At 65.2% G+C, this 18,085-nt stretch carries 19 protein-coding genes and 1 pseudogene; 12 read left to right on the top strand and 8 right to left on the bottom strand.

The features are described from left to right. On the top strand, nucleotides 1–1,089 hold the full coding sequence (locus tag OG326_RS29230; RefSeq protein ID WP_327140344.1) for a TIGR03857 family LLM class F420-dependent oxidoreductase: 1,089 nt from the start codon (nucleotides 1–3) through the stop codon (nucleotides 1,087–1,089). A 78-nt stretch (nucleotides 1,090–1,167) separates the two neighbouring features. On the opposite strand, the gene OG326_RS29225 is transcribed toward OG326_RS29230, so the two are convergent. The 3 genes from OG326_RS29225 to OG326_RS29215 form a co-directional block, all read right to left on the bottom strand. Further along, complete coding sequence (locus OG326_RS29225; RefSeq protein ID WP_327140343.1) at nucleotides 1,168–1,728, bottom strand: hypothetical protein; 561 nt, start codon at nucleotides 1,726–1,728, stop codon at nucleotides 1,168–1,170. A 115-nt stretch (nucleotides 1,729–1,843) separates the two neighbouring features. Next, on the bottom strand, nucleotides 1,844–3,115 hold the full coding sequence (locus tag OG326_RS29220) for a fatty acid desaturase family protein (RefSeq protein WP_327140342.1): 1,272 nt from the start codon (nucleotides 3,113–3,115) through the stop codon (nucleotides 1,844–1,846). A gap of 8 nt (nucleotides 3,116–3,123) precedes the next feature. After that, nucleotides 3,124–4,236 carry a ferredoxin reductase gene (locus tag OG326_RS29215; protein WP_327140341.1) on the bottom strand — a complete coding sequence of 371 codons (1,113 nt, stop codon included), beginning with the start codon at nucleotides 4,234–4,236 and terminating at the stop codon, nucleotides 3,124–3,126. 495 nt (nucleotides 4,237–4,731) lie between these two features. On the opposite strand from OG326_RS29215, the gene OG326_RS29210 reads away from it, so the two are divergent. The 4 genes from OG326_RS29210 to OG326_RS29195 all read left to right on the top strand — a co-directional run bounded on the left by OG326_RS29210 (nucleotide 4,732) and on the right by OG326_RS29195 (nucleotide 7,659). Then, nucleotides 4,732–5,229, top strand: a complete 498-nt coding sequence (locus tag OG326_RS29210; protein WP_327140340.1) for a hypothetical protein — start codon at nucleotides 4,732–4,734, stop codon at nucleotides 5,227–5,229. 262 nt (nucleotides 5,230–5,491) lie between these two features. Then, nucleotides 5,492–6,130: a nicotinamide riboside transporter PnuC gene (gene pnuC, locus OG326_RS29205; protein WP_327140339.1), complete on the top strand. Its 639-nt coding sequence runs from the start codon at nucleotides 5,492–5,494 to the stop codon at nucleotides 6,128–6,130. A 207-nt stretch (nucleotides 6,131–6,337) separates the two neighbouring features. Continuing rightward, nucleotides 6,338–6,937 carry a YdcF family protein gene (locus OG326_RS29200; protein ID WP_327140338.1) on the top strand — a complete coding sequence of 200 codons (600 nt, stop codon included), beginning with the start codon at nucleotides 6,338–6,340 and terminating at the stop codon, nucleotides 6,935–6,937. Between the two features lie 164 nt (nucleotides 6,938–7,101). Then, nucleotides 7,102–7,659, top strand: coding sequence for an Rv1733c family protein (locus OG326_RS29195; RefSeq protein WP_327140337.1), 558 nt, complete (start codon nucleotides 7,102–7,104; stop codon nucleotides 7,657–7,659). 69 nt (nucleotides 7,660–7,728) lie between these two features. On the opposite strand, the gene OG326_RS29190 is transcribed toward OG326_RS29195, so the two are convergent. Next, complete coding sequence (locus OG326_RS29190) at nucleotides 7,729–8,580, bottom strand: hypothetical protein (protein ID WP_327140336.1); 852 nt, start codon at nucleotides 8,578–8,580, stop codon at nucleotides 7,729–7,731. A gap of 272 nt (nucleotides 8,581–8,852) precedes the next feature. Between OG326_RS29190 and OG326_RS29185 the strand changes: the two genes are divergently transcribed. From OG326_RS29185 to OG326_RS29170, 4 genes are read left to right on the top strand one after another with little or no spacing between them, the layout of a single operon-like run. After that, complete coding sequence (locus tag OG326_RS29185; protein WP_327140335.1) at nucleotides 8,853–10,322, top strand: MFS transporter; 1,470 nt, start codon at nucleotides 8,853–8,855, stop codon at nucleotides 10,320–10,322. After that, the gene (locus OG326_RS29180) at nucleotides 10,319–10,696 is read left to right on the top strand and encodes a nuclear transport factor 2 family protein (protein ID WP_327140334.1); all 378 of its coding nucleotides are present in this window, start codon (nucleotides 10,319–10,321) and stop codon (nucleotides 10,694–10,696) included. The genes OG326_RS29185 and OG326_RS29180 overlap by 4 nt, the downstream gene beginning before the upstream one ends. Before the next feature lie 31 nt (nucleotides 10,697–10,727). Further along, nucleotides 10,728–11,168, top strand: coding sequence for a MarR family winged helix-turn-helix transcriptional regulator (locus OG326_RS29175; RefSeq protein WP_327140333.1), 441 nt, complete (start codon nucleotides 10,728–10,730; stop codon nucleotides 11,166–11,168). Between the two features lie 59 nt (nucleotides 11,169–11,227). Beyond that, nucleotides 11,228–12,076, top strand: coding sequence for an SGNH/GDSL hydrolase family protein (locus OG326_RS29170; RefSeq protein ID WP_327140332.1), 849 nt, complete (start codon nucleotides 11,228–11,230; stop codon nucleotides 12,074–12,076). Nucleotides 12,077–12,189: 113 nt separating this feature from the next. On the opposite strand, the gene OG326_RS29165 is transcribed toward OG326_RS29170, so the two are convergent. Next, nucleotides 12,190–12,882, bottom strand: a complete 693-nt coding sequence (locus tag OG326_RS29165) for a hypothetical protein (protein ID WP_327140331.1) — start codon at nucleotides 12,880–12,882, stop codon at nucleotides 12,190–12,192. Here OG326_RS29165 and OG326_RS29160 point away from each other — a divergent pair. Continuing rightward, entirely contained in the window at nucleotides 12,877–13,164 is a 288-nt protein-coding gene (locus tag OG326_RS29160; protein WP_327140330.1) for a hypothetical protein, read from the top strand. The two genes, OG326_RS29165 and OG326_RS29160, sit on opposite strands and share 6 nt — an antisense overlap. A 71-nt stretch (nucleotides 13,165–13,235) precedes the next feature. Further along, entirely contained in the window at nucleotides 13,236–13,802 is a 567-nt protein-coding gene (locus OG326_RS29155; RefSeq protein WP_327140329.1) for a class F sortase, read from the top strand. Nucleotides 13,803–13,820: 18 nt separating this feature from the next. Here OG326_RS29155 and OG326_RS29150 read toward each other — a convergent pair. The 3 genes and pseudogenes from OG326_RS29150 to OG326_RS29140 all read right to left on the bottom strand — a co-directional run bounded on the left by OG326_RS29150 (nucleotide 13,821) and on the right by OG326_RS29140 (nucleotide 16,527). Continuing rightward, nucleotides 13,821–14,726 (bottom strand): annotated as a pseudogene (locus tag OG326_RS29150) (alpha/beta hydrolase). A 411-nt stretch (nucleotides 14,727–15,137) separates the two neighbouring features. Continuing rightward, nucleotides 15,138–15,821: a response regulator transcription factor gene (locus tag OG326_RS29145; RefSeq protein WP_327140328.1), complete on the bottom strand. Its 684-nt coding sequence runs from the start codon at nucleotides 15,819–15,821 to the stop codon at nucleotides 15,138–15,140. A 55-nt stretch (nucleotides 15,822–15,876) separates the two neighbouring features. Further along, nucleotides 15,877–16,527 carry a TetR/AcrR family transcriptional regulator gene (locus tag OG326_RS29140; RefSeq protein WP_327140327.1) on the bottom strand — a complete coding sequence of 217 codons (651 nt, stop codon included), beginning with the start codon at nucleotides 16,525–16,527 and terminating at the stop codon, nucleotides 15,877–15,879. A 154-nt stretch (nucleotides 16,528–16,681) separates the two neighbouring features. On the opposite strand from OG326_RS29140, the gene OG326_RS29135 reads away from it, so the two are divergent. Next, nucleotides 16,682–18,085, top strand: coding sequence for a right-handed parallel beta-helix repeat-containing protein (locus tag OG326_RS29135; protein ID WP_327140326.1), 1,404 nt, complete (start codon nucleotides 16,682–16,684; stop codon nucleotides 18,083–18,085).

Genomic DNA, 18,085 nt, shown 5'->3' with positions numbered 1-18,085 from the left:
GTGACCGATCAACTGAACGAACTTGCCTACTACTGCATCACCCGGCACCCTGCCGACGCTCGTGTACTGCTGCCCGAGGCCCGCGACGCGGAGCGACTCGGACTCGGCTCATGCATGATCGGCGAGCGTATGACCGTCAAGGACTCGGCCGTCCTGTCCGGCGGCCTCGCCGGATGCACGACCGATCTCGGAATCGCCGCGGCGGCAACAAATCACCACACCCGGCATCCGATGGTGACGGCGACCATCGGCTCGACCATGCAGGCGATCACCGAGGGTCGATACGCCATGGCATTCGGACGGGGGATGGCGGCGAACTGGAAGGCGATCGGCCTGCCTCCCGTCACCGAAGCGCAGCTGCGCGATTTCGTCGGCATCCTGCGCCGCCTCTGGGCCGGTGAGACCATTGTGAATCACGAAGGGCCCGCGGGCACATGGCCTGTCCTCTACCACCAGAACGGTCTCGACGACGCGCCCCCGATCGGCTTTGTCGCGGTGGGCCCGAAGACCCTCGAACTCGCCGGTGAGATCGGCGACTTCGTCGTTCTGCACACCTTCTTCTCCGACGAGGCCACCGCGAATTCCGTTGCGGCGGTGCGGCGCGGCGCCGAACGGGCGGGCAAGGACCCCGACAGTGTCCGCATCTGGTCCTGCCTGGCGACCGCGAGCGACGCACTCTCCGAAGAGGATCAGCTGCGCCGGCGAACCGGGCGGCTGGTGACCTACCTGCAGGCGTATGCCGACATTCTGATCAGCGCCAATGGCTGGGATCCACAGGTGTGGGAGCGAATTCGCGCCACCCAGCTGTTCCAGGACGCCGCGGCGGCGGGCCCCATCGACGCGTCCGCCTCCGTCGAGGTGCTGGAGCAGTTCGACGCTCTCATCCCGGACGAATGGCTGAACTCGGCCGCATACGGCACCCCGGAGCAGTGCGTGCGGAAGATCTCCCGCGAATACGACCTCGGCTGCCACTCGGTCATCATGCACGGCGCGAGCCCGCACGAGCTGGCATCGGTGGTCGACGCCTACCGCGCCGACCGGCCCACGCTGCGCCGGGCTGTGGCGGCGAACCCGGGAAAGTTCGCCTGAGACAAGGACTCTCGTCTCCCGCCGAGCCGATGACCACCTGTCGGCTCGGCGGCACACATTGCGGCCGAGGTGTCGAGGTCACCTGAAGAGGGCGTCGATGACCATCACCGAGCCGGCTCCACCACTACCGCCGCCGACTGATCCGGCATTGGCGGTCTGGCGTGTACCGAAAACTATTTGCTGACCTGCCCCTGGGCCGCTCATGACGCCGAGCGTGCTGATGGCATTCTGCCCGACCGGGGAGGTAACCCAATTGCCCGATACGACACTGACTGATCCGTCGGACCAGGCAATGGTCCCGCCCGCCGGATTGCCGCCCGCTCCGGTGCCCGACGAACTGCCGGTGACGACATTGAACGGATAACTGATGTTCAACATGCCGCCGGTGACGTCGGGCAGCTGTGCGCTACCACAGTCGGTAAGTCCCCCGGTCACATTGGTGTTCATCCCGGCACTACCGCTACCCGGAACGTTGGTGGTGGTGAGCTGACCGCCGTAACAACCGCCGATGACCGGATCGGCGGTTGCGGGGGCCGCTGAAGCTATCAGTACCGGGACCGCAAAAGTTGCACCGAATAAAACCGCTTTACAGCGCTGGAATCGCATTTCAGTACCCTTCGCCGTGATGCGCCGTTGCATCTCGATGGCAGTACAAACGACCATTCCATCGTAGGCCGATACTTCCGGCGATGCGATCGAAAAGTTCGTCCCAGCGTAAAGGCGAATTCTAGCCGCGAAACTTCATTGCTGTAATTTATGCGGTCGCCCCCGGTCGCAGCCGACGGTGCGTGGCCTTTCGTACCGGTGCGTCCTTCAACTCGCGCAAAGCCGTCCGCAGCCCACGGCGCTTACCGGTTTCGGGGTCGATGCCGAAGTGGGTCTGAATGCCCTCGCGGATTGCGAACCGCAGTTCCGACGCCGTTTCCGGTGCATCGTCGGAAGTCGCCTCCAGCAAGGCATTCGGCAGCGCGAGCTTGGCGATCGTCCGGAACGACTGCAGGTACTGGCCGCCGAGTGAACCGGTCGTATAGGGGAGGTCGTATTTGTCGCACAGCTCGCGCACGCGCACACCGATCTGCTCGTACCGATTGCTCGGCAGATCGGGGAACAGGTGGTGCTCGATCTGGTGGCTGAGATTGCCGCTCATGAAGCGCATCAGGGGCCCTGCCCGGAAGTTGGCGGATCCCAGCATCTGTCGCAGATACCAGCGCGGCTGGTCCTCGGATTCGAACTCCGCCACGGTGAATTTCTCTGCGCCGTCGGGAAAGTGGCCGCAAAAGATCACCATGTAGGTCCAGTAATTGCGGACGAAGTTCGCGGTGGCATCGGCTGCCAGCGTCGTCTTCCAGTTCGGTCCGGCCAGCGCCGGGAAGATCAGATAGTCCTTGGCCGCCTGCTTGCCGACCTTGGTGCCGATGATGCGCAGATCCTTGAACGCCTGGCGCCAAGTCTTGTCGCCGCTGCGGAGCTTCTCCACCTCGAGATGGTGCAGGGCCACGCCCCACTCGAAAAAGGTTCCGAGAATCAGGTTGTAGACAGGGTTTCCGACATTCCACCACTCCCACCGCTGATCACGCGTGACGCGCAGAATGCCGTAGCCGACGTCGTCGTCCATCCCGACGATATTGGTGTACTTGTGGTGGACGAAGTTGTGCGAATGTTTCCACTGCACGCTGGGGCAGGTGGTGTCCCACTCCCACGAGGACGAGTGGATCTCCGGATCGTTCATCCAGTCCCACTGCCCGTGCATCACATTGTGGCCGAGCTCCATATTCTCGATGATCTTGGCGAGCGAGAGCAACGCCGTGCCCGCCAGCCACGCGGGCTTGCGGTTGCTGAACATGAGGGCGATTCGGCCGCCGACCGCGAGCGTGCGGTGGAGCGTTATGGCGCGACGGATGTACCGGGCGTCATCGTCGCCGCGCGAATCCTCTATATCGCGGCGTATGGCGTCGAGTTCGGCACCGAGCGCTTCGATATCGTCGGCGGTCAGATGGGCATAGGTGTCGATGTCGGTGATGGCCATTCGGCCTCCTAAATATCGAGAGTGCATTCACCGGAGACGGTGCTGATGCACGTTTGAATTCGTTCTCCTTCGCGGCGCTCCTCGCCGGTACGCAGGTCGCGGACGTATCCGCCGGCAAGCGGAAGGACGCAGGTCTTGCAGATGCCCATCCTGCAGCCGAACGGCATGGTGATGCCGAGATTCTCACCGGACTCGAGAAGCGTTGTGGCGCCGTCAATCTCGGCCTTCTTGCCCGAGACGGCGAACCGCACTGTTCCGCCCTCGCCGCCGTGATCGGTCCGGGAGATGGCAAACCGCTCGACGTGCAGGCGATCACGCAGCCCGCCGCCCTCGTAATGGGATTCCATCGCATCCAGCAGGGCCGCGGGCCCGCATGCCCAGCATTCGCGCTCACGCCAGTCGGGTACCCACTCATCGAGCCGGGACACAGCGACCTTGCCCATTTCTCGCGTGAGTTGAAGTCGCAGGTCGTAGCCGGGCATCTTGTCGGCGAGGGTCTCCATCTCCTCGAGGAAGATGACATCGCCGCGCGTCGGCGCGGAATGGATGTGGCAGATATCGGGCCGCCGTCCGTGCGATTCGAGCGACCGCAGCATCGCGATCACCGGCGTGATGCCGCTGCCCGCGGTGACGAACAGGATCTTGTCCGGAACCGGCTCCGGTAGATGGAAATCTCCGCGCGGTGCGGCCAGCCGGATGACGGTGGAGGGCGCGACACCATCCACCAGATGGGTGGAGAGGAAGCCGTCGGGGTTGGCCTTGACGGTGATCGCGATGGTCTTCTTCGCGGCCGAGTCGATGGACGTCAGCGAATACGAACGCCAGCGCCAGCGGCCGTTCATCTGTACACCGATGCCGACATACTGGCCAGGTTTGTAGGCCGCCGGAAACCCCCACCCCGTACGGATCGTCACCGTGGCGGTGTCCGCTGTCTCCCGGACGTGGCCGACCACCTTCCCGCGATGTTCGCGGGCGGTCCACAGCGGATTGACCAGGTGTAAGTAGTCATCGGGAAGCAGCGGCGTGGTAGCTCGCGCCAACAGTCCACGCAGAATATTGACCTTCGGCTTCTTCGCGCCGACGCCTGCGGCCGGACGGATACTCCACTTCACGAGGCCCACAGCAGCTCCCTCTAGTTTCTGTGTACAACTGTACACTGAAACTAGGTCGCCCAGCGGGAGCATCCCATCGGGCCAATCGCCTTGCCGGGCCTGTCGTTTCGTCGTTCGGCGCGAGGATCGATGAAAATCTCGCCGTCGCTACGTGTCTGTGGGCGGGCGCGTCAGTTTCGCCAGTGAATTCGCCGCCTGCAATAACCTTCTCGCCACCCCCGGTCCCGAAACAGCAAGGGGCCCACCGATCTGAGTGGGCGGCAGCGTTGAGCCCGCCCTGTGCCGCGCTCTTGCTCACAACGGCACGCCTGTTCCGGCGTCCAGGACGCCCAGGAATGGGACGTTCGGGCCGATCGCGGGCGAGCAGTTAGGCGCAGCTGAACTTCTGTGCAGGGAACTCCTTTGCACTACAGTCACTTTCGGTCGATCTCAGGTGCGCGGACATCGACCCGATGAATCGCGCTACGGATCGCCGGTGGGGCGATCTCCAGGGGGAGGGCTGACATGGCGAGCTATGGAATGGACCGGATCGAGCGTGGGCCGGGGTGGAGTTGGATCCGCGTGGACTGGCCATGGGAGGACGAGCTCCCACTTGATCGGAAGTATTCGCACAGGGCGATTCCCAAAGGATTCTTCACCGCCGCCGAGGATGACTACGCGTGGGCGGTCTGCGGCACGGTGGGTGAGGCCCGTGACGACCTTCGGCAGTACTTGTCTCAGGGCTGCCCGCACGAAGGCTGGGAGGGCTTGGTCCGGGTGTTGCAGACCGGGGCCGGGGCCGGCGAGCTGATGATGTCCTATACGGCGCAGCTGGTTCCGCAGCTCGGGGCCGCTCCGTACGCACCGGCGTTCGTGTACTGCGTTTATACGGTCGGCCCTGATCAAGAAGCACATCATGCGGGCATGAAGTTCTTCGAGCATCGGCGGAGGAAGCTATCCCGCCGGGTTCCTCCTCGCGCCGTGCCGAGCCCGGGGGCTGCAGTGTGGGTGATTGCTCGCTGACCGATTCCGGTTGTGATCACAACTGTCGGCCCGCGGCGCGCCCGGTTCGCATTGGACCGGCGCGGCGTCGAGGAGCGCGATTCGAGAGAATCGGCTGGCCGACCGTGTCTTTGGAGGTTGGCGGCGTGGCGGTCCGCTGATCTGATCTTCGGCCGGGTGTGTACGCTCCGGAATTCGGCAGCGCTGATTCACAAGCCGTGAAGGAGATCCGGATGCCTGTGAGGTCCGAGGGATTCGGGATGAGGAATCGGAGCGGTGCGGCGTGAACGCGGCGTTCGAGCTGTTCGGGGAGCATGTGCTCTGGACCGACGCGATCGGGAATGTGCTGTCGCTGGCGGTGGTGTGGCTGGCCATCCGCAAGACGGTGTGGACCTGGCCCGTGCAGATGGCGGGTGCGCTATTGCTGCTGTCCGCATCGCTGCACGCGCACGTGCCCGGCAATGTGCTCAAGCAGCTGCTGTTTCTCGTGCTGGCCTGTTACGGCTGGCTGACGTGGACCCGCGGCACCAGGGACCATCGGGAGCTGCTGGTGCGGCCGGGTTCTCGCCGGGAGCGGGTAATTCTGCTGGGACTGCTCGTGGTCGGAACGGCGCTGGTGGCGGAACTGTTCGCGCATCTTTCGTGGCTGCATATCGCGTGGTCGCCGTGGGCGAATGCCTATGTATTCGTCGGCAGCGCCATTGCGACATTCGCGCAGAGCCGGGCGCTGGTGGATTTCTGGATCATCTGGATGCTGGTCGATCTGGTCGGTGTGCCGCTGGCGCTGAAGTCCGGGCTGTACGCCTCGGGAGCCGTATACGGAGTCTTCTTTGTGCTGGTGCTACTCGGGTTCATCCGATGGCGCCGTGAATACCGCGCTCGCCGAGACGGTCTCGTGGTCGCCGGGAATGGTCGCGAATAATCTGCGTGTCCTCTTCGTGCTTCATTTCCCAGCGAATACGATAGCGGCGGTGTTGCTATAACGCTCGGCTCCATCCGATCGTAAGCGCAAGGGGAGTGAATGAGGCCCTCGGCCGGTGTACGGATTCGGTTTCCTATTCTGCGTCGAAAGTCATCGTTCTACACCCGGCGAATCGGGAGGTTCGGCGCGCTTTCCGTGTGGCTGGGAGTGATCGCGGCAGCCGTCACTCTGATCAACCTGCCTGCCGGGATCGCGAGCGCGGACTCCGGATCGTCGTCGGGGTCGTCCGGATCGTCGTCGGGCTCGGCATCCGGGTCGTCCGACTGGGCCGACGAATTCCCGTCCGGACCGCTGCCCGCTCCGCGCGGGCCCGCCACCGCGATCGTCGTACTGGGCTACGGCCTGCTACCCGACGGCGCGATGCGGCCGGAACTCATCGAGCGGCTACAAGCCGGATGCATCCAAGCGTTGCTGGCGCCTGCCTCGCCCGTCATCCTCACCGGAGGCAATGCGCGCAACGGTGTCACCGAAGCGCAGGCGATGGGGGATTGGTTTATGTCGCACGGCATTTCGGCAAATCGGATCCATCTGGAGCAAGACGCTCAATCCACCGTGGACAACGCCGACAATTCCGCCGCGATCATCCGTGAAATCGGCGCACGCGACGCTGTCGTAGTGACCTCGGCCGACCATATTGCCCGTGCCGTCAGGACGTTCATCGAGGCGGGGGTGGACGTGGTCGGCACGGTGACCCCTGAGCAGGTACCCCGGTTCGATTGGCTCTACCAGTCGATGACTCACCGATAGTCCCGACCGCAGGGGCTCAACGGGGGTTTGGACGAGGCTGGCCCGGGTAGCCGCGACAAAGGGATCGGAAACCGGGCGGGTGAGGCTGCTTCACCTGCCCCGCAAGGGTATTGGAGGCGATCGGGATGCCACGGTGCCCATCGCGGGTGACACGGATTCGACGAATGGCGCCGTGGGGCCGCAATCCACTGATGCGTGGTTCGGACCGATTCGAAGGATCGATCTGCCTCCTCACCGTGCTGGTGATGGTCGCCGCGATACCGATATCGCTGCTGATCGCCTGTGCCACACACTCATCCGCGGTGGCACGAATTCGGCTCGACGATGCGGGCAAGGTACCGGTGACTGCCACGGTGATCACTGCGCCGCTGAAGGAGCCGGTCGTGGCGGGCGTGCCGAGCGGCCGTCCGCAAGCGCCGGTGCGATGGAACCAGCGCGACCGCCTCGTCCAGACCCTGACCGAGGTTCCCGCGACAGCGAAAGCCGGTGATCGGATCACACTGTGGCTCGCACCGGACGGACATCCGGCAGCACCGCCGCAGCAGTTGGACGCGGCCGTGATCGCGGGAATCGGCACGGGATTCGCGACGCTGCTCGGAGTGTGGTTCGGTGCGGGCGTGCTGTACGTACTGACCGGCTTGGTACTCAGCCGGCGTCGCAGCATCGGCTGGGCGCGCGAGTGGTCGCAGATCAGCGGTGCGGTGAGACATCGCAGGCAATGATCTCGGTGTATCCGACGGGAGCGCATTGGAGCGCGCGCCGGTAGTGGCCGTTCGCCGGAACGAGCCCGGTTACCACCCGCCCGCGAAGAAGCCGGCCAGGGCGGGCGCGGAGTGGGCGGCGGTGGAGGCGTTGACCGCGGCCAACACGATCACCACCAGCGACAGCAGGGTGGAGCAGGCGCCGAAGGACGCGAGCACGCGCCGGGTGCGGCCATCGCTCGAGCGCGCGAATCGACGCCAGAACAGGATCGTCGTACCGATCAGCGCGATCGCGACGGTTGCGGCCACCACCGCGAGGATCGCGTGATAGCGGGCGAAATCACTGATCATGGCATCGAGTGGCGGCGTGTGGGCCGGAGCGCCGGGGGAGTCGGCGAGCTGCTGGTTGATCTGGGTGAGAGTGCGCGCCAGTTCCGGATCGGCGGTATGCATCGGGAGCATGGACAGCAAGGACGAGAAGGGCGCGAACGTGCCCTGAATGTTGGCTATCACCAGCAGAAGTGCGAACAGCGCGAGGAGCCCGGTGACCGCGCCGGTCGAGGCGAGAGTGGATCGTCTTGCGGCGCTCAGGGTTTCGGAACGCAGGAACGCCTTCCAGAGCAGGACGCTCAGCGTGACGAGTACCGCGAGGAGAGCGAGGGCGATCACGGCCTTGGCGAGATGGAACCGCATCCAGTAGTCGACGGTCTGGTCCAAGGCCGGTGTGTAGTCGCGCTGACCGGCGGCCCAGTACTCGACGAAGGCTTTCGTCAAGGCATCGCGCAGTGCGGACTCGCTGGAATAGCCGGTCGATCCGATCGAGGCCAGCAGCGGTGGCGCGAGGAAAACGGCGGCGCCGAGCACGACCGCGAGAGCCGAGAGCAGGCCCAGGGCGCGGGCGGGCAGAGTCGAGGGGCGCGAGGAAACGGCGGTGGGGGACACGGGATTCCTTTCGTCCGAGGTCGGGGCGAAAGCGCCTGCCGGTCTCCGCTTTCGAGCGATCCCCGGCACGGTGCTATCGCCGAGAGTAGTGACTGAGGCGCAGCGCGGACAGTGCTGATTGCCGCGTGGGTCAGAGCGCTGGGAGCCTCGCGCTCCGCAACCGAGCCCGGACGTCAGCCTGCGGAGTAGCACCGGGCGCCAGGAACTGATTGACATCTAATCATTCGATATCTAACGTTTAACTCGGGTTGAGACGATCGAGGAGGACTGTGATGAGTAGCGACAGAGGCGGGTCGGGGCTGCCGCTGGGGGAGGTGGCCGAGGCGCCCCGGGCGAGTGCGCGGCAGTGGAGTGTGCTCGTGGTTGTTTCCTTGGCGCAGTTGATGATTGCGCTCGACGCGACCGTGATGAACGTCGCGCTGCCCTCCGCGCAGGCCGACCTCGGGTTCTCCGATTCCGACCGGGGATGGGTGATCACCTCCTACACCCTGGCTTTCGGCGGGCTGCTGTTGATCGGTGGCCGGATCTCCGATCTGCTGGGGCGGCGGCGGGCCTTGATCATCGGGCTGACGGGTTTCGCGGTGTCGTCGGGGGTGGCAGGGGCCGCGAGGAACCTTGTCGAACTGGCGGCGGCGCGGGCGGCGCAGGGCGCGTTCGCGGCATTGCTGGCGCCTGCCGTGCTCGGGTTGGTGAGCGTGACGTTCACCGATCCGCGGTTGCGCGCCAAGGCATTTGCGGTGTTCGGCGCGATCGCCGGTGGTGGTGGCGCGATCGGGTTGGTGCTCGGCGGGCTGCTGACGCAGACACTGAGCTGGCGGTGGTGCTGTTATGTCAATATCGCATTGGTGGGGCTTGTCCTCGCGGCCGGTTGGTCCGTATTGCCGGGCGATCGGCAAGTACGCCGGGAACGGCTGGACATCACCGGGGCAGCCCTGGTCACCGGCGGTATCACGGCGGTGGTCTTCGGGTTCTCCCAAGCCGCGAAGACCGGCTGGACCTCGATGTCGATGCTCGCGCCACTGGCACTCGGGGTGGTCGCTCTGGCGCTGTTCTGGTTATGGGAGGCGCGGGTCCCGAATCCGCTGCTGCCACTGGACATCTTGAGAAATCGCAATCGGATCGGGGCCGTGCTGACGGTGGCCTGCGCGGTGGCCGGACTGCTCGCACTGTTCCTGTTCCTGACCTACTACCTGCAATCGGTCCTCGGATTCAGCCCACTGCGGGCCGGAACCGCTTTCCTGCCACTGTCATTGGCGGTTTTCGTCTCCGCGCAGCTCATCGCCGGACGATGGACGCCCCGCGTGGCGCCGCGCACGCTCATCGTCCCGGGTCTGCTCGCCGCCGCCCTCGCAATGCTGCTGCTCACACAGCTGACACCGACCAGTCGCTATGTCACCGGCGTGCTTCCCGCCCTGGTGCTCCTCGGCGCGGGAGTGGGATGTGTCTTCGCACCCGCGATCAGCGTGGCGACCGCCGATGTGCCGCACAGCCAAGCCGGTGTGGTCGCGGCCGTCGTCAATGCTGGTCAGCAAGTGGGCGGTTCACTGGGTGTCGCCGTGCTCAATACCGTCGCCGCCGGCGCCGCCGCCCGATTTCTCGCGCACCGCCCTGATCGGTCCGCGATCGCTGCCGTGGTCCACGGCTATACGACCGCGACCGCCTGGGCAGCCGCGCTCCTCTTCCTCGCCGCGATCGCGGCAGGTCTGCTCATCAACGCACATCCACGAAGGGAACAGCAATGAATACGCACGATCAGGTACGCGAACTGTGCCGGCGCTGGGCCGCGGCCGAACAGCTCGAAGATGTTGTCGCACTGGACAAGATGTCCACGCCTGATTTCGAGGTGGTCGGTCCCGCCGGCTTCGTCCTCGACAAGTCCGCATGGCTGGACCGCTTCCGCACCGGCGCCCTCCACATTCGATCCGTGACATGGCAGGACGAGATCGGCGTGCGTGCGTACGGCACCGCCGCGCTCGCGATCGGCCGGTACGTTCAGGACGGCGAATACCAGGGCAATCCTGCCAATGGCCGGTTCCGGAGCACACACTTCGCAATCCTGCGCGACGGCGCCTGGCTACTGGCGGGACTGCACCTGAGTACCAGCGTCGGACCCTAGCGGCGCGGATCCACCGAGGTACGTTGAGGGAATGCCAAGACCCACTGGAACACCCGTCGGCCTAGCCCTGGCTCGTACAGCCAAAACGGTCAGTCGCGCCTTCGATGAGACGCTGGCGGCCGCGGGTGGCTCGTTACCGGTCTGGCTGATCCTGCTGACCTTGAAAACGCGGGAACTCGGCAATCAGCGGGAGCTGGCGAAGGCGGTGGGCATCGAGGGCGCCACGCTCACCCATCACCTCAATGCGATGGAGAGCAACGGCCTGGTCACCCGCCGCCGGGATCCCAGCAACCGCCGAGTTCATCAGGTGGAACTCACCGACGACGGCGAAAGTCTGTTCCGCCAGCTCGCCGGTGCGGCCACCGCCCACGATCAGCGCCTGCGTACCGGATTCAGTGACGCCGAGATCGACACCCTCGTGAGTCTGCTCGAACGATTGCAGCGCAATATCACCACGCCGATCGTCCCCTGACCTCTGGCGCGAGGTCATTTCGGACGACGGCGCCGTCCGAAATGAATGGGAGCAACCCCGTGAACGCCGAGTTGATCGAGAAATTGGTGCGGTTCCAGCAGCCGGAGAAGGCGCTGCCCTATGTGAATGGGCTCGACGACGCCCGTATTGCCGGACTCTTCGGCCTGGATCTCCTCCAATACCGTGACCTGCGTGCGGGATTCGCCGATCAGGCCCGCCGCGCCGCCGAGGCGCTATTGGAAGACGCGCAGTTCGCGGCGCAGGTGGATCGACTGCCGTTCGAGCTGGGCCAGCATGTACTGGCACTGGGGGAGAGCTCCACCGCAGATCGTCTGTCCTGGTTCGAGATTCTGCGTGAACTACTTGCCGTCCGCCGTCCCGGCGACGCCGTAAAGCTGACGAATGCGGCCGTCACCGGTTGCTCCACCACGCAAGCGCTGACGATGCTGCCCGCCCTGGGCTTCCAGCGTCCCGACTGGGTGCTGTGCCAGCTCGGCGCCAATGACGCGCAGCGTCTGGGGAGCGCCCGGACCAGGCTGGTCAGTGCCGCCGAGACCGCCCGCAACCTGCTTCTGCTGCGCGACCGAGCGCTGGAACTGACCTCCGCGCAATGGGTCTGGCTCACTCCCACAGCGGTGGACGAGGGCCGCGCTGCCGCCTTCCCGCATTTTCAACGGGCTGGAATCTCTTGGGCCACAGCCGATATGGCGGACACCGCACGCATCATGTACGCCCAGCCGGAGCCGGCCGCTGATGCTCTTTCGGTCACCATGCCCTCCTCGGGCGTCGGGTTGCATCTCGATGACGGCGTGCACCTGACCCTGGCCGGTCAGCAGGCCGTCACGGTCGAGGTGGTGAGGAAACTGGCACATCTGGACACCAGGGGTGGATCGGATAGGGGCATGTAGGTGATTGAGCAAACGTCCAGTATGGATTGCTCCCGGATTGCCATAGCTTTCGTAATTTCGAGCGGATCGAGGTAACACAAGGCCCGATACATTCGAAAGAAGGGTGTCGGGTTTCAACGTCTGGAAGTGAATTCATCATGTCGGCAAGGACATTCACGGTCGTGGCGGCCGTTGTGGCTGCGGTTGCGCTTTGCGCGTCCCCGGCCGTCGCGGATCCCGCCACGACCACGACACCCGCACCGGGCATCGGTCTGGGCGTCGACGTCGGCATCGGCGGCAATGGCGGGGCGAACGCCGGGGGCGGCACCACGGCACCGGGTGCGGCGGGCGGCGGCGGAGTCGGACTCGGCATCGACGTGCATGCCGGGGGCGGGCTCGGCGGCAATGCCGGTGCGACGGTGCAACCGAGCGTCGGCGCGACTCCCGGCGGGAACGCCGGGGGTGGTGTTCAGGTCGGCGGCGGTGTGCAGACCGGGGGCGATGGGCAGGGCGGCGGGACCGCCGGAGGCGGTATCCAGGGCGGCGGCAACGGGGATCTCGGGGGCGGCGTGCAGACCGGCGGGACCGTTGGCGGTGGTGTGCAGGTCGGTGGAAACGCGGGTGGTGGAGTGCAATCCGGGGGTGGTGTGCAGGGCGGCGGGGACGCGGGCGGTGGTGTGCAGACCGGTGGTGGTGTGCAGGTCGGTGGGACTGCGGGTGGCGGTGTGCAAACCGGAGGTGGTGTGCAGGTCGGTGGAAACGCGGGCGGTGGAGTGCAGACCGGTGGTGGGGTGCAAGTCGGCGGGACCGCGGGTGGCGGTGTGCAAACCGGTGGCGGTGTGCAGGTCGGCGGAAACGCCAGCGGTGGTGTGCAGACCGGAGCGGGCGTGCAGGCCGGTGGTTTGGGCGGCATCGACCTGCTGGCAGCCGGCGCTGGTGCCGCCGGGGCGGACACGGTGTACGGCATGACAATTCCCCCGGCCGCGACCGTCGGTATCGGTGGCGGCACGGCGGTCACCGATCAGGTCCCGGCGGGCGGTTACGTCATCCCGAAGGGCGCGCCGGAAACCGGTGCGGGCGGCATGGCGCACGCGGTGAGTGCACAGTGATTCCCTCGGACGCGAACACCCTGAGCACGCGGAGAATCCGTCGCACACCGCTCGTTGCTCTCGCCGCAGCGGTGGCGATTGTCGCGACCCTCGTCGCGGGCTGCACGTCTTCCGACAAGACGACCTCGGCGTCAACCACGACGGCGGCATCATCGACCACCGGTGTGAAGACGGCGGCGGCGATCAGCCGCTCGACTCCGACGTCGTTCACGATCTCCTCGATCAAGGCCTCCGGTTCACTGATCTCGCTGGGCCGCAACACCGATGACTCGGTCCAGGTCCCCGCGGACTATCAGCAGGCAGGCTGGTATCAGCAGGGCCCCGCCCCCGGCGAGCAGGGCTCCGCGGTCATCCTCGGCCACGTCGACTCCTACAAGGGCACCGGCGTGTTCTTCTCCCTCAAGAAGGTCAAGGCCGGTGACATGATCGATGTGACCCGCGCAGACGGCAAGACCGCCCATTTCAAGGTCACCGACGTGCGCATGTACCTCAAATCCCAATTCCCCGACCAACTCGTGTTCGGCCCCCGCGGCGGCGCAACCCTGCAGGTGGTCACCTGTGGCGGCGATTTCGACCAATCCGCCAAGAGCTACCTCTCCAACGTGGTCGTCTTCTCCTCCCTCGACTCGGTCACGTAGACGCTCCGCACGTGCGTTCTATGCCGTGGAGGCCCGGTTCGGGCGGGAAGTCGAGGCGTCCAGGTCGGTGATGAACTGCTGGATTTGGTCGAGGGCTTCTCGCGCTTCCGGCAGGATGCGGTAGAAGAGTTGGAAGACATGCATTTGCCCGGACCAGATCTGCAAATCGCAAGTGCCGCCGGCGATCCGGAGGGCGGCTGCGTACTGTTCGGCGTCGGCGCGCAGGATTTCGCGGCCGCCGGCCTGGATCAGCATCGGCGGCAGATCCGCGCCGACGTCGCGGCGAACGTCCAATCGGGGGTCGGTGGTGTCGGCGCCGACGGTGTAGAGGCCGGTCAGCCGGCGCGCGATGCCGACTCCGATGAACGGGTCGCGCGATACCGACTCGTATTCGGCGGCAACGTCGTACGTGGGATCGATCAGCGGGGACATCAGTACGAGGCCTGCGGGTTGCCCGATGCCGCGCCGCCGCAGCTCACCGCACAGTGCCACCGCCAGATGTCCTCCGGCGGAGTCTCCGGCCACGACGATGTCGGACGGATCGAAGCCCTAGTCCAGGAGCCAGAGGAAACCGGCGACCGCGTCCTGGTGGGCTGCCGGGAACCGATGTTCGGGACCTCGGCGGTACCGGACCACGAAGGCGGGTCTGCCGGTACGGGAGGTCAATTGCGCGACAAGGCCGCGGTGGGTGGCAGGCGAGCATCCGATATAGCCGCTGCCGTGCAGGTAGTAGAGCACCCGCTGTCCCGGACGGGCCGGACCGCTGACCCATTCCCCGCGAACCGCGCCCGGTTCGTCGACGCGGCGCACCAGCGACCTGCGGGGGCGTTGATATCCGATCACGGTCACGGCATTGAGCAGTCCGCGTCCGGCGTACGCGCCGGCCCGATTGCCCGGAATCAGCGGCGGCAGCCAACTCGCCATCGATGACAGGGTCAGGATCCGTCGGCTTACCCGTGATGCCGTCCACAGTGACGGCCCAGCAGAACTGGTCATGCCACGATTGAACCACGTCCTGACGCTAAGCGGAACTAATAGGCATTCACATCATGGATCCCACGAGGTCCTGAAGATGTGATCGATGATCGTCTTATTGTGTTGTGTAACAGCATAATTAGGCCATCTATGTCCTAGATTGCGATGCCATTCGAGCGCTTCAGATGCCTGTTGGTTGGCAATCTTACGTACACTTGATGACCGTCCCGACCTCGTCGGCCGCAGGACGTCGCAGGCGTCGGTGGACGGCGCGGCCACCCGACGCGACAGGTCGCGAATGCCTGTTGCGGCTCGGGCGAACCCGAGCCGCGAGTGTCGATAGACCGTGCGGTTCAAGCATCAAGCGGCGGATCGGGTGCCTCTTGGGTTGTTGCATAATTGCGGCTGTATCAAGCCTTCTCGTAATTTTGCCGATAGTGCGACCAGCTCGTTCCTGTTTTCCACGCCGAGCTTGGCGTAGAGTTTCGTGAGATTGTTCCTGACAGTCTTCTCTGCAATGCCGATGCGCTCGGCGATCTGCTGGCTGGAATGGCCGTCACTCACTGAGTTGAAGAGTTCCAATTCGCGGAAGGTCAGCTCGCGAAGAGCGCTCTCGATCGCAGCTGATTGGCGAACATGCCTGATGAGAATCTCGATCAGGCGCTGGTCGAAGGCGAGTCGCCCTGCTGAGACCATGTGCATTGCCTGGAGGATCGTCTCGCCGGGAAGGTTGCTCGTGAGATATCCGAAAGCGCCGGCCAGGGCTGCCCGCGTCAATGTTTCGGCGTCGGCGGGGGCGCTGAATATCACACACTTGATACCCGGGAATTCCACCTGCAGTCGGCGGCATAGCTCTATTCCGCTTCCATCGGGGAGGTCGAGTCCTACGATGGCGATATCTACCGACTTCGGATCTATTGCTTTCAGGGCGCCTGTCATATCGCGAGCTTCCCCGGTGACGATCAGTGACCGGTTGTTTCTCAGGAACGACTTGAGACCGGCTAGGGCGACGTTGTTATCGTCGACAATGAAAATTTGGATCATCTCGATATTTACCCTCGGCTGTGCCGTTCGGTGCTCCGGCAGGTGTGTATTTCTTTCAGTGGTCTGTCTCGAGCGTGTGCGGTGACAGGCCGAGTTCTCGTTCGGCGGTTGCCAGGACGAAATCGGCCACGAGCAGGAATTGTTCGTCGGTCTGCATGACGGCTTGGATCGTGACGGCGTGGGCGGTCGCGAGAATCCGAGTGGCCGAGCCTCGCACATCGGTGGTCGAGAACTGACCGGCATCGACGCCATCGCTGATGATCCGACTGATGATGGCTCGGGCATGGTCCATCTGCCGTACCACCTCCTTGCGCATGTGCGGTTCGCTGTAGGCGGCTTGCCATCCATCGACCCACAACAGCGGAACCGGGAATTCCTCGCGGTGTCGCCTGTAGTCGAGCAGCCGGCGGAGTTGGTCGACGGGGGCCTGTGCGACCCGGGCGTAGGCGTCCCATGCGTCGAGGGAACCCGTGCCCGCATGGGCGAAACCTTCGGTGACCAGATCGTCGATCGACACGAAGTAGTGGCTGATGAGTCCGGTGGCGACACCGAGTTCGTCGGCCACGCTGCGGAGGGTGAGGTTGCGGACCCCGGTGGATGCGATCAATCGACCGGCGGTGTCCACGATTTCGGCGCGTCGCTGCGCCGGCGGTAGGCGTCGCCTGCGGGGTTCGCTCGGCTCCGGAGGCGAATTCGCTTTCGGCATCAGGCTCCTTATTGGTCGAGCTACCAATAAGAGCACATTATCAGCTATTGGCAATCTAGCCAATAGCCTGGGTAGGGGTAGGGATGAAAGTCTGCAATGACGTGCGGGCTACGGTGTAGCATCCGCCGAAATGTTACTTTTCGGTGATGGACGCGTGATCGAGTCGCGGTCCCTATTGATCCTGATCGCTGTTGTGCTGACTGCTGTGGCGTTGACGGGGATCGACCGGGTGGAGGCCGTCGATGGGCGGCACGATTTCTATCTCAGTAACTCCGGAGATGACGGTGCGGACGGCCGCACGCCGGGCACCGCATGGCGGACGCTCGAGCGGCTCGCTCGGCAATCTCTCGAACCGGGCGTGCGAGTACTGCTCGAGGGCGGCGACACGTTCGAGGGCACGCTGCGGCTGGGCGCGAGCGACGCGGGTGACGCCCGTCGTCCGGTGTGGATCGGGTCCTACGGAACCGGGCGCGCGGTGGTCGCCGCCGGTGCAGGTCCCGGAGTGCTGGTTCAGGACACCGGCGGCGTCAGGGTCGGCGATCTCACGATCGTCGGCACCGGTGGCGGCGCGGCCGACGGGGTCACGGTCTACACCGATCGACCGGGGACCCGCCCCTCGGGAGTCGTGTTCGAGGACCTGGAGGTCAGCGGTTTCCGTAACGGGGTGTCGATCGGGGCCACACGATCGGACTCCGGTTTCCACGGCGTGCAGGTGCGCCGGGTGGTTGCCAGGGACAACCGTGAGTCCGGGGTGACGACCTATGGGCCCGCGTTCGACGCGGGCGCCCCCGTGTACGTCAATACCGACATCACGGTGTCGGAGGTGGTCGCATACCGCAACCTCGGAGACCCTGCGGCGCAGGTGAACACCGGCAACGGCATCGTGCTCGGCAGCGTATCCGATGGCCGCGTGGTCGGGTCGGTGGCGTACGAGAACGGCGCGCAGTCCGTGGCATCGGAGGGTCCGTACGGCATCTGGACCTACGATTCGACCGGAGTTGTCATCGAGCGCAATATCTCTCATCACAATCGCACCGGCGGCGCGGACGGCGGGGGATTCGACCTGGATCAGAACACCTCGCATTGCGTTCTCCAGCACAATCTTTCGTACGCCAACGACGGGCCCGGTTATCTCCTGTTCAGCAATGCCGCCAACCGTGCCAATACCGGCAATGTGGTGCGTTTCAACAGCTCGGTCGATGACGGGCGGCGCGGGGACTTCTACGGCGGCGTCACGATCATGGGTGGTCTGTCCGGTCCGGCCTCGACCACGGGGGTATTCGATGCCCAGGTGTACGGCAATGCGGTGACCGTGGGTAGATCCGCGGCGAAAACTCCTCCGGTGGTGCGCATCGCGGGGACGCTGGGCGGAGTCGTGGTGTACGACAACGTGTTCACCGCGTACGACGATGCCGATCTCGTCGAGGCCGAGAACTTCACCGTCGAGGGAATCACATTGCGCGCCAACACCTATCATTCGCCGTCCCCGGCCGTCGGCTGGGCCGGAAATCGGTACGCCACGACGGCGGACTGGCACTCGGCTACCGGGCAACACTGA

This window comes from Nocardia sp. NBC_01327, assembly GCF_035958815.1.
Lineage (GTDB): Bacteria > Actinomycetota > Actinomycetes > Mycobacteriales > Mycobacteriaceae > Nocardia.
This window is presented reverse-complemented; position numbering and strand designations above follow the sequence as displayed.

Bases quoted from the DNA above. Each gene is read 5' to 3' on its own strand.
- OG326_RS29225 (WP_327140343.1), bottom strand. From the start codon at position 1,728: ATGCAACGGCGCATCACGGCGAAGGGTACTGAAATGCGATTCCAGCGC.
- OG326_RS29220 (WP_327140342.1), bottom strand. From the start codon at position 3,115: ATGGCCATCACCGACATCGACACCTATGCCCATCTGACCGCCGACGAT.
- OG326_RS29210 (WP_327140340.1), top strand. From the start codon at position 4,732: ATGGCGAGCTATGGAATGGACCGGATCGAGCGTGGGCCGGGGTGGAGT.
- OG326_RS29195 (WP_327140337.1), top strand. From the start codon at position 7,102: ATGGCGCCGTGGGGCCGCAATCCACTGATGCGTGGTTCGGACCGATTC.
- OG326_RS29185 (WP_327140335.1), top strand. From the start codon at position 8,853: ATGAGTAGCGACAGAGGCGGGTCGGGGCTGCCGCTGGGGGAGGTGGCC.
- OG326_RS29180 (WP_327140334.1), top strand. From the start codon at position 10,319: ATGAATACGCACGATCAGGTACGCGAACTGTGCCGGCGCTGGGCCGCG.
- OG326_RS29175 (WP_327140333.1), top strand. From the start codon at position 10,728: ATGCCAAGACCCACTGGAACACCCGTCGGCCTAGCCCTGGCTCGTACA.
- OG326_RS29145 (WP_327140328.1), bottom strand. From the start codon at position 15,821: ATGATCCAAATTTTCATTGTCGACGATAACAACGTCGCCCTAGCCGGT.
- OG326_RS29140 (WP_327140327.1), bottom strand. From the start codon at position 16,527: ATGCCGAAAGCGAATTCGCCTCCGGAGCCGAGCGAACCCCGCAGGCGA.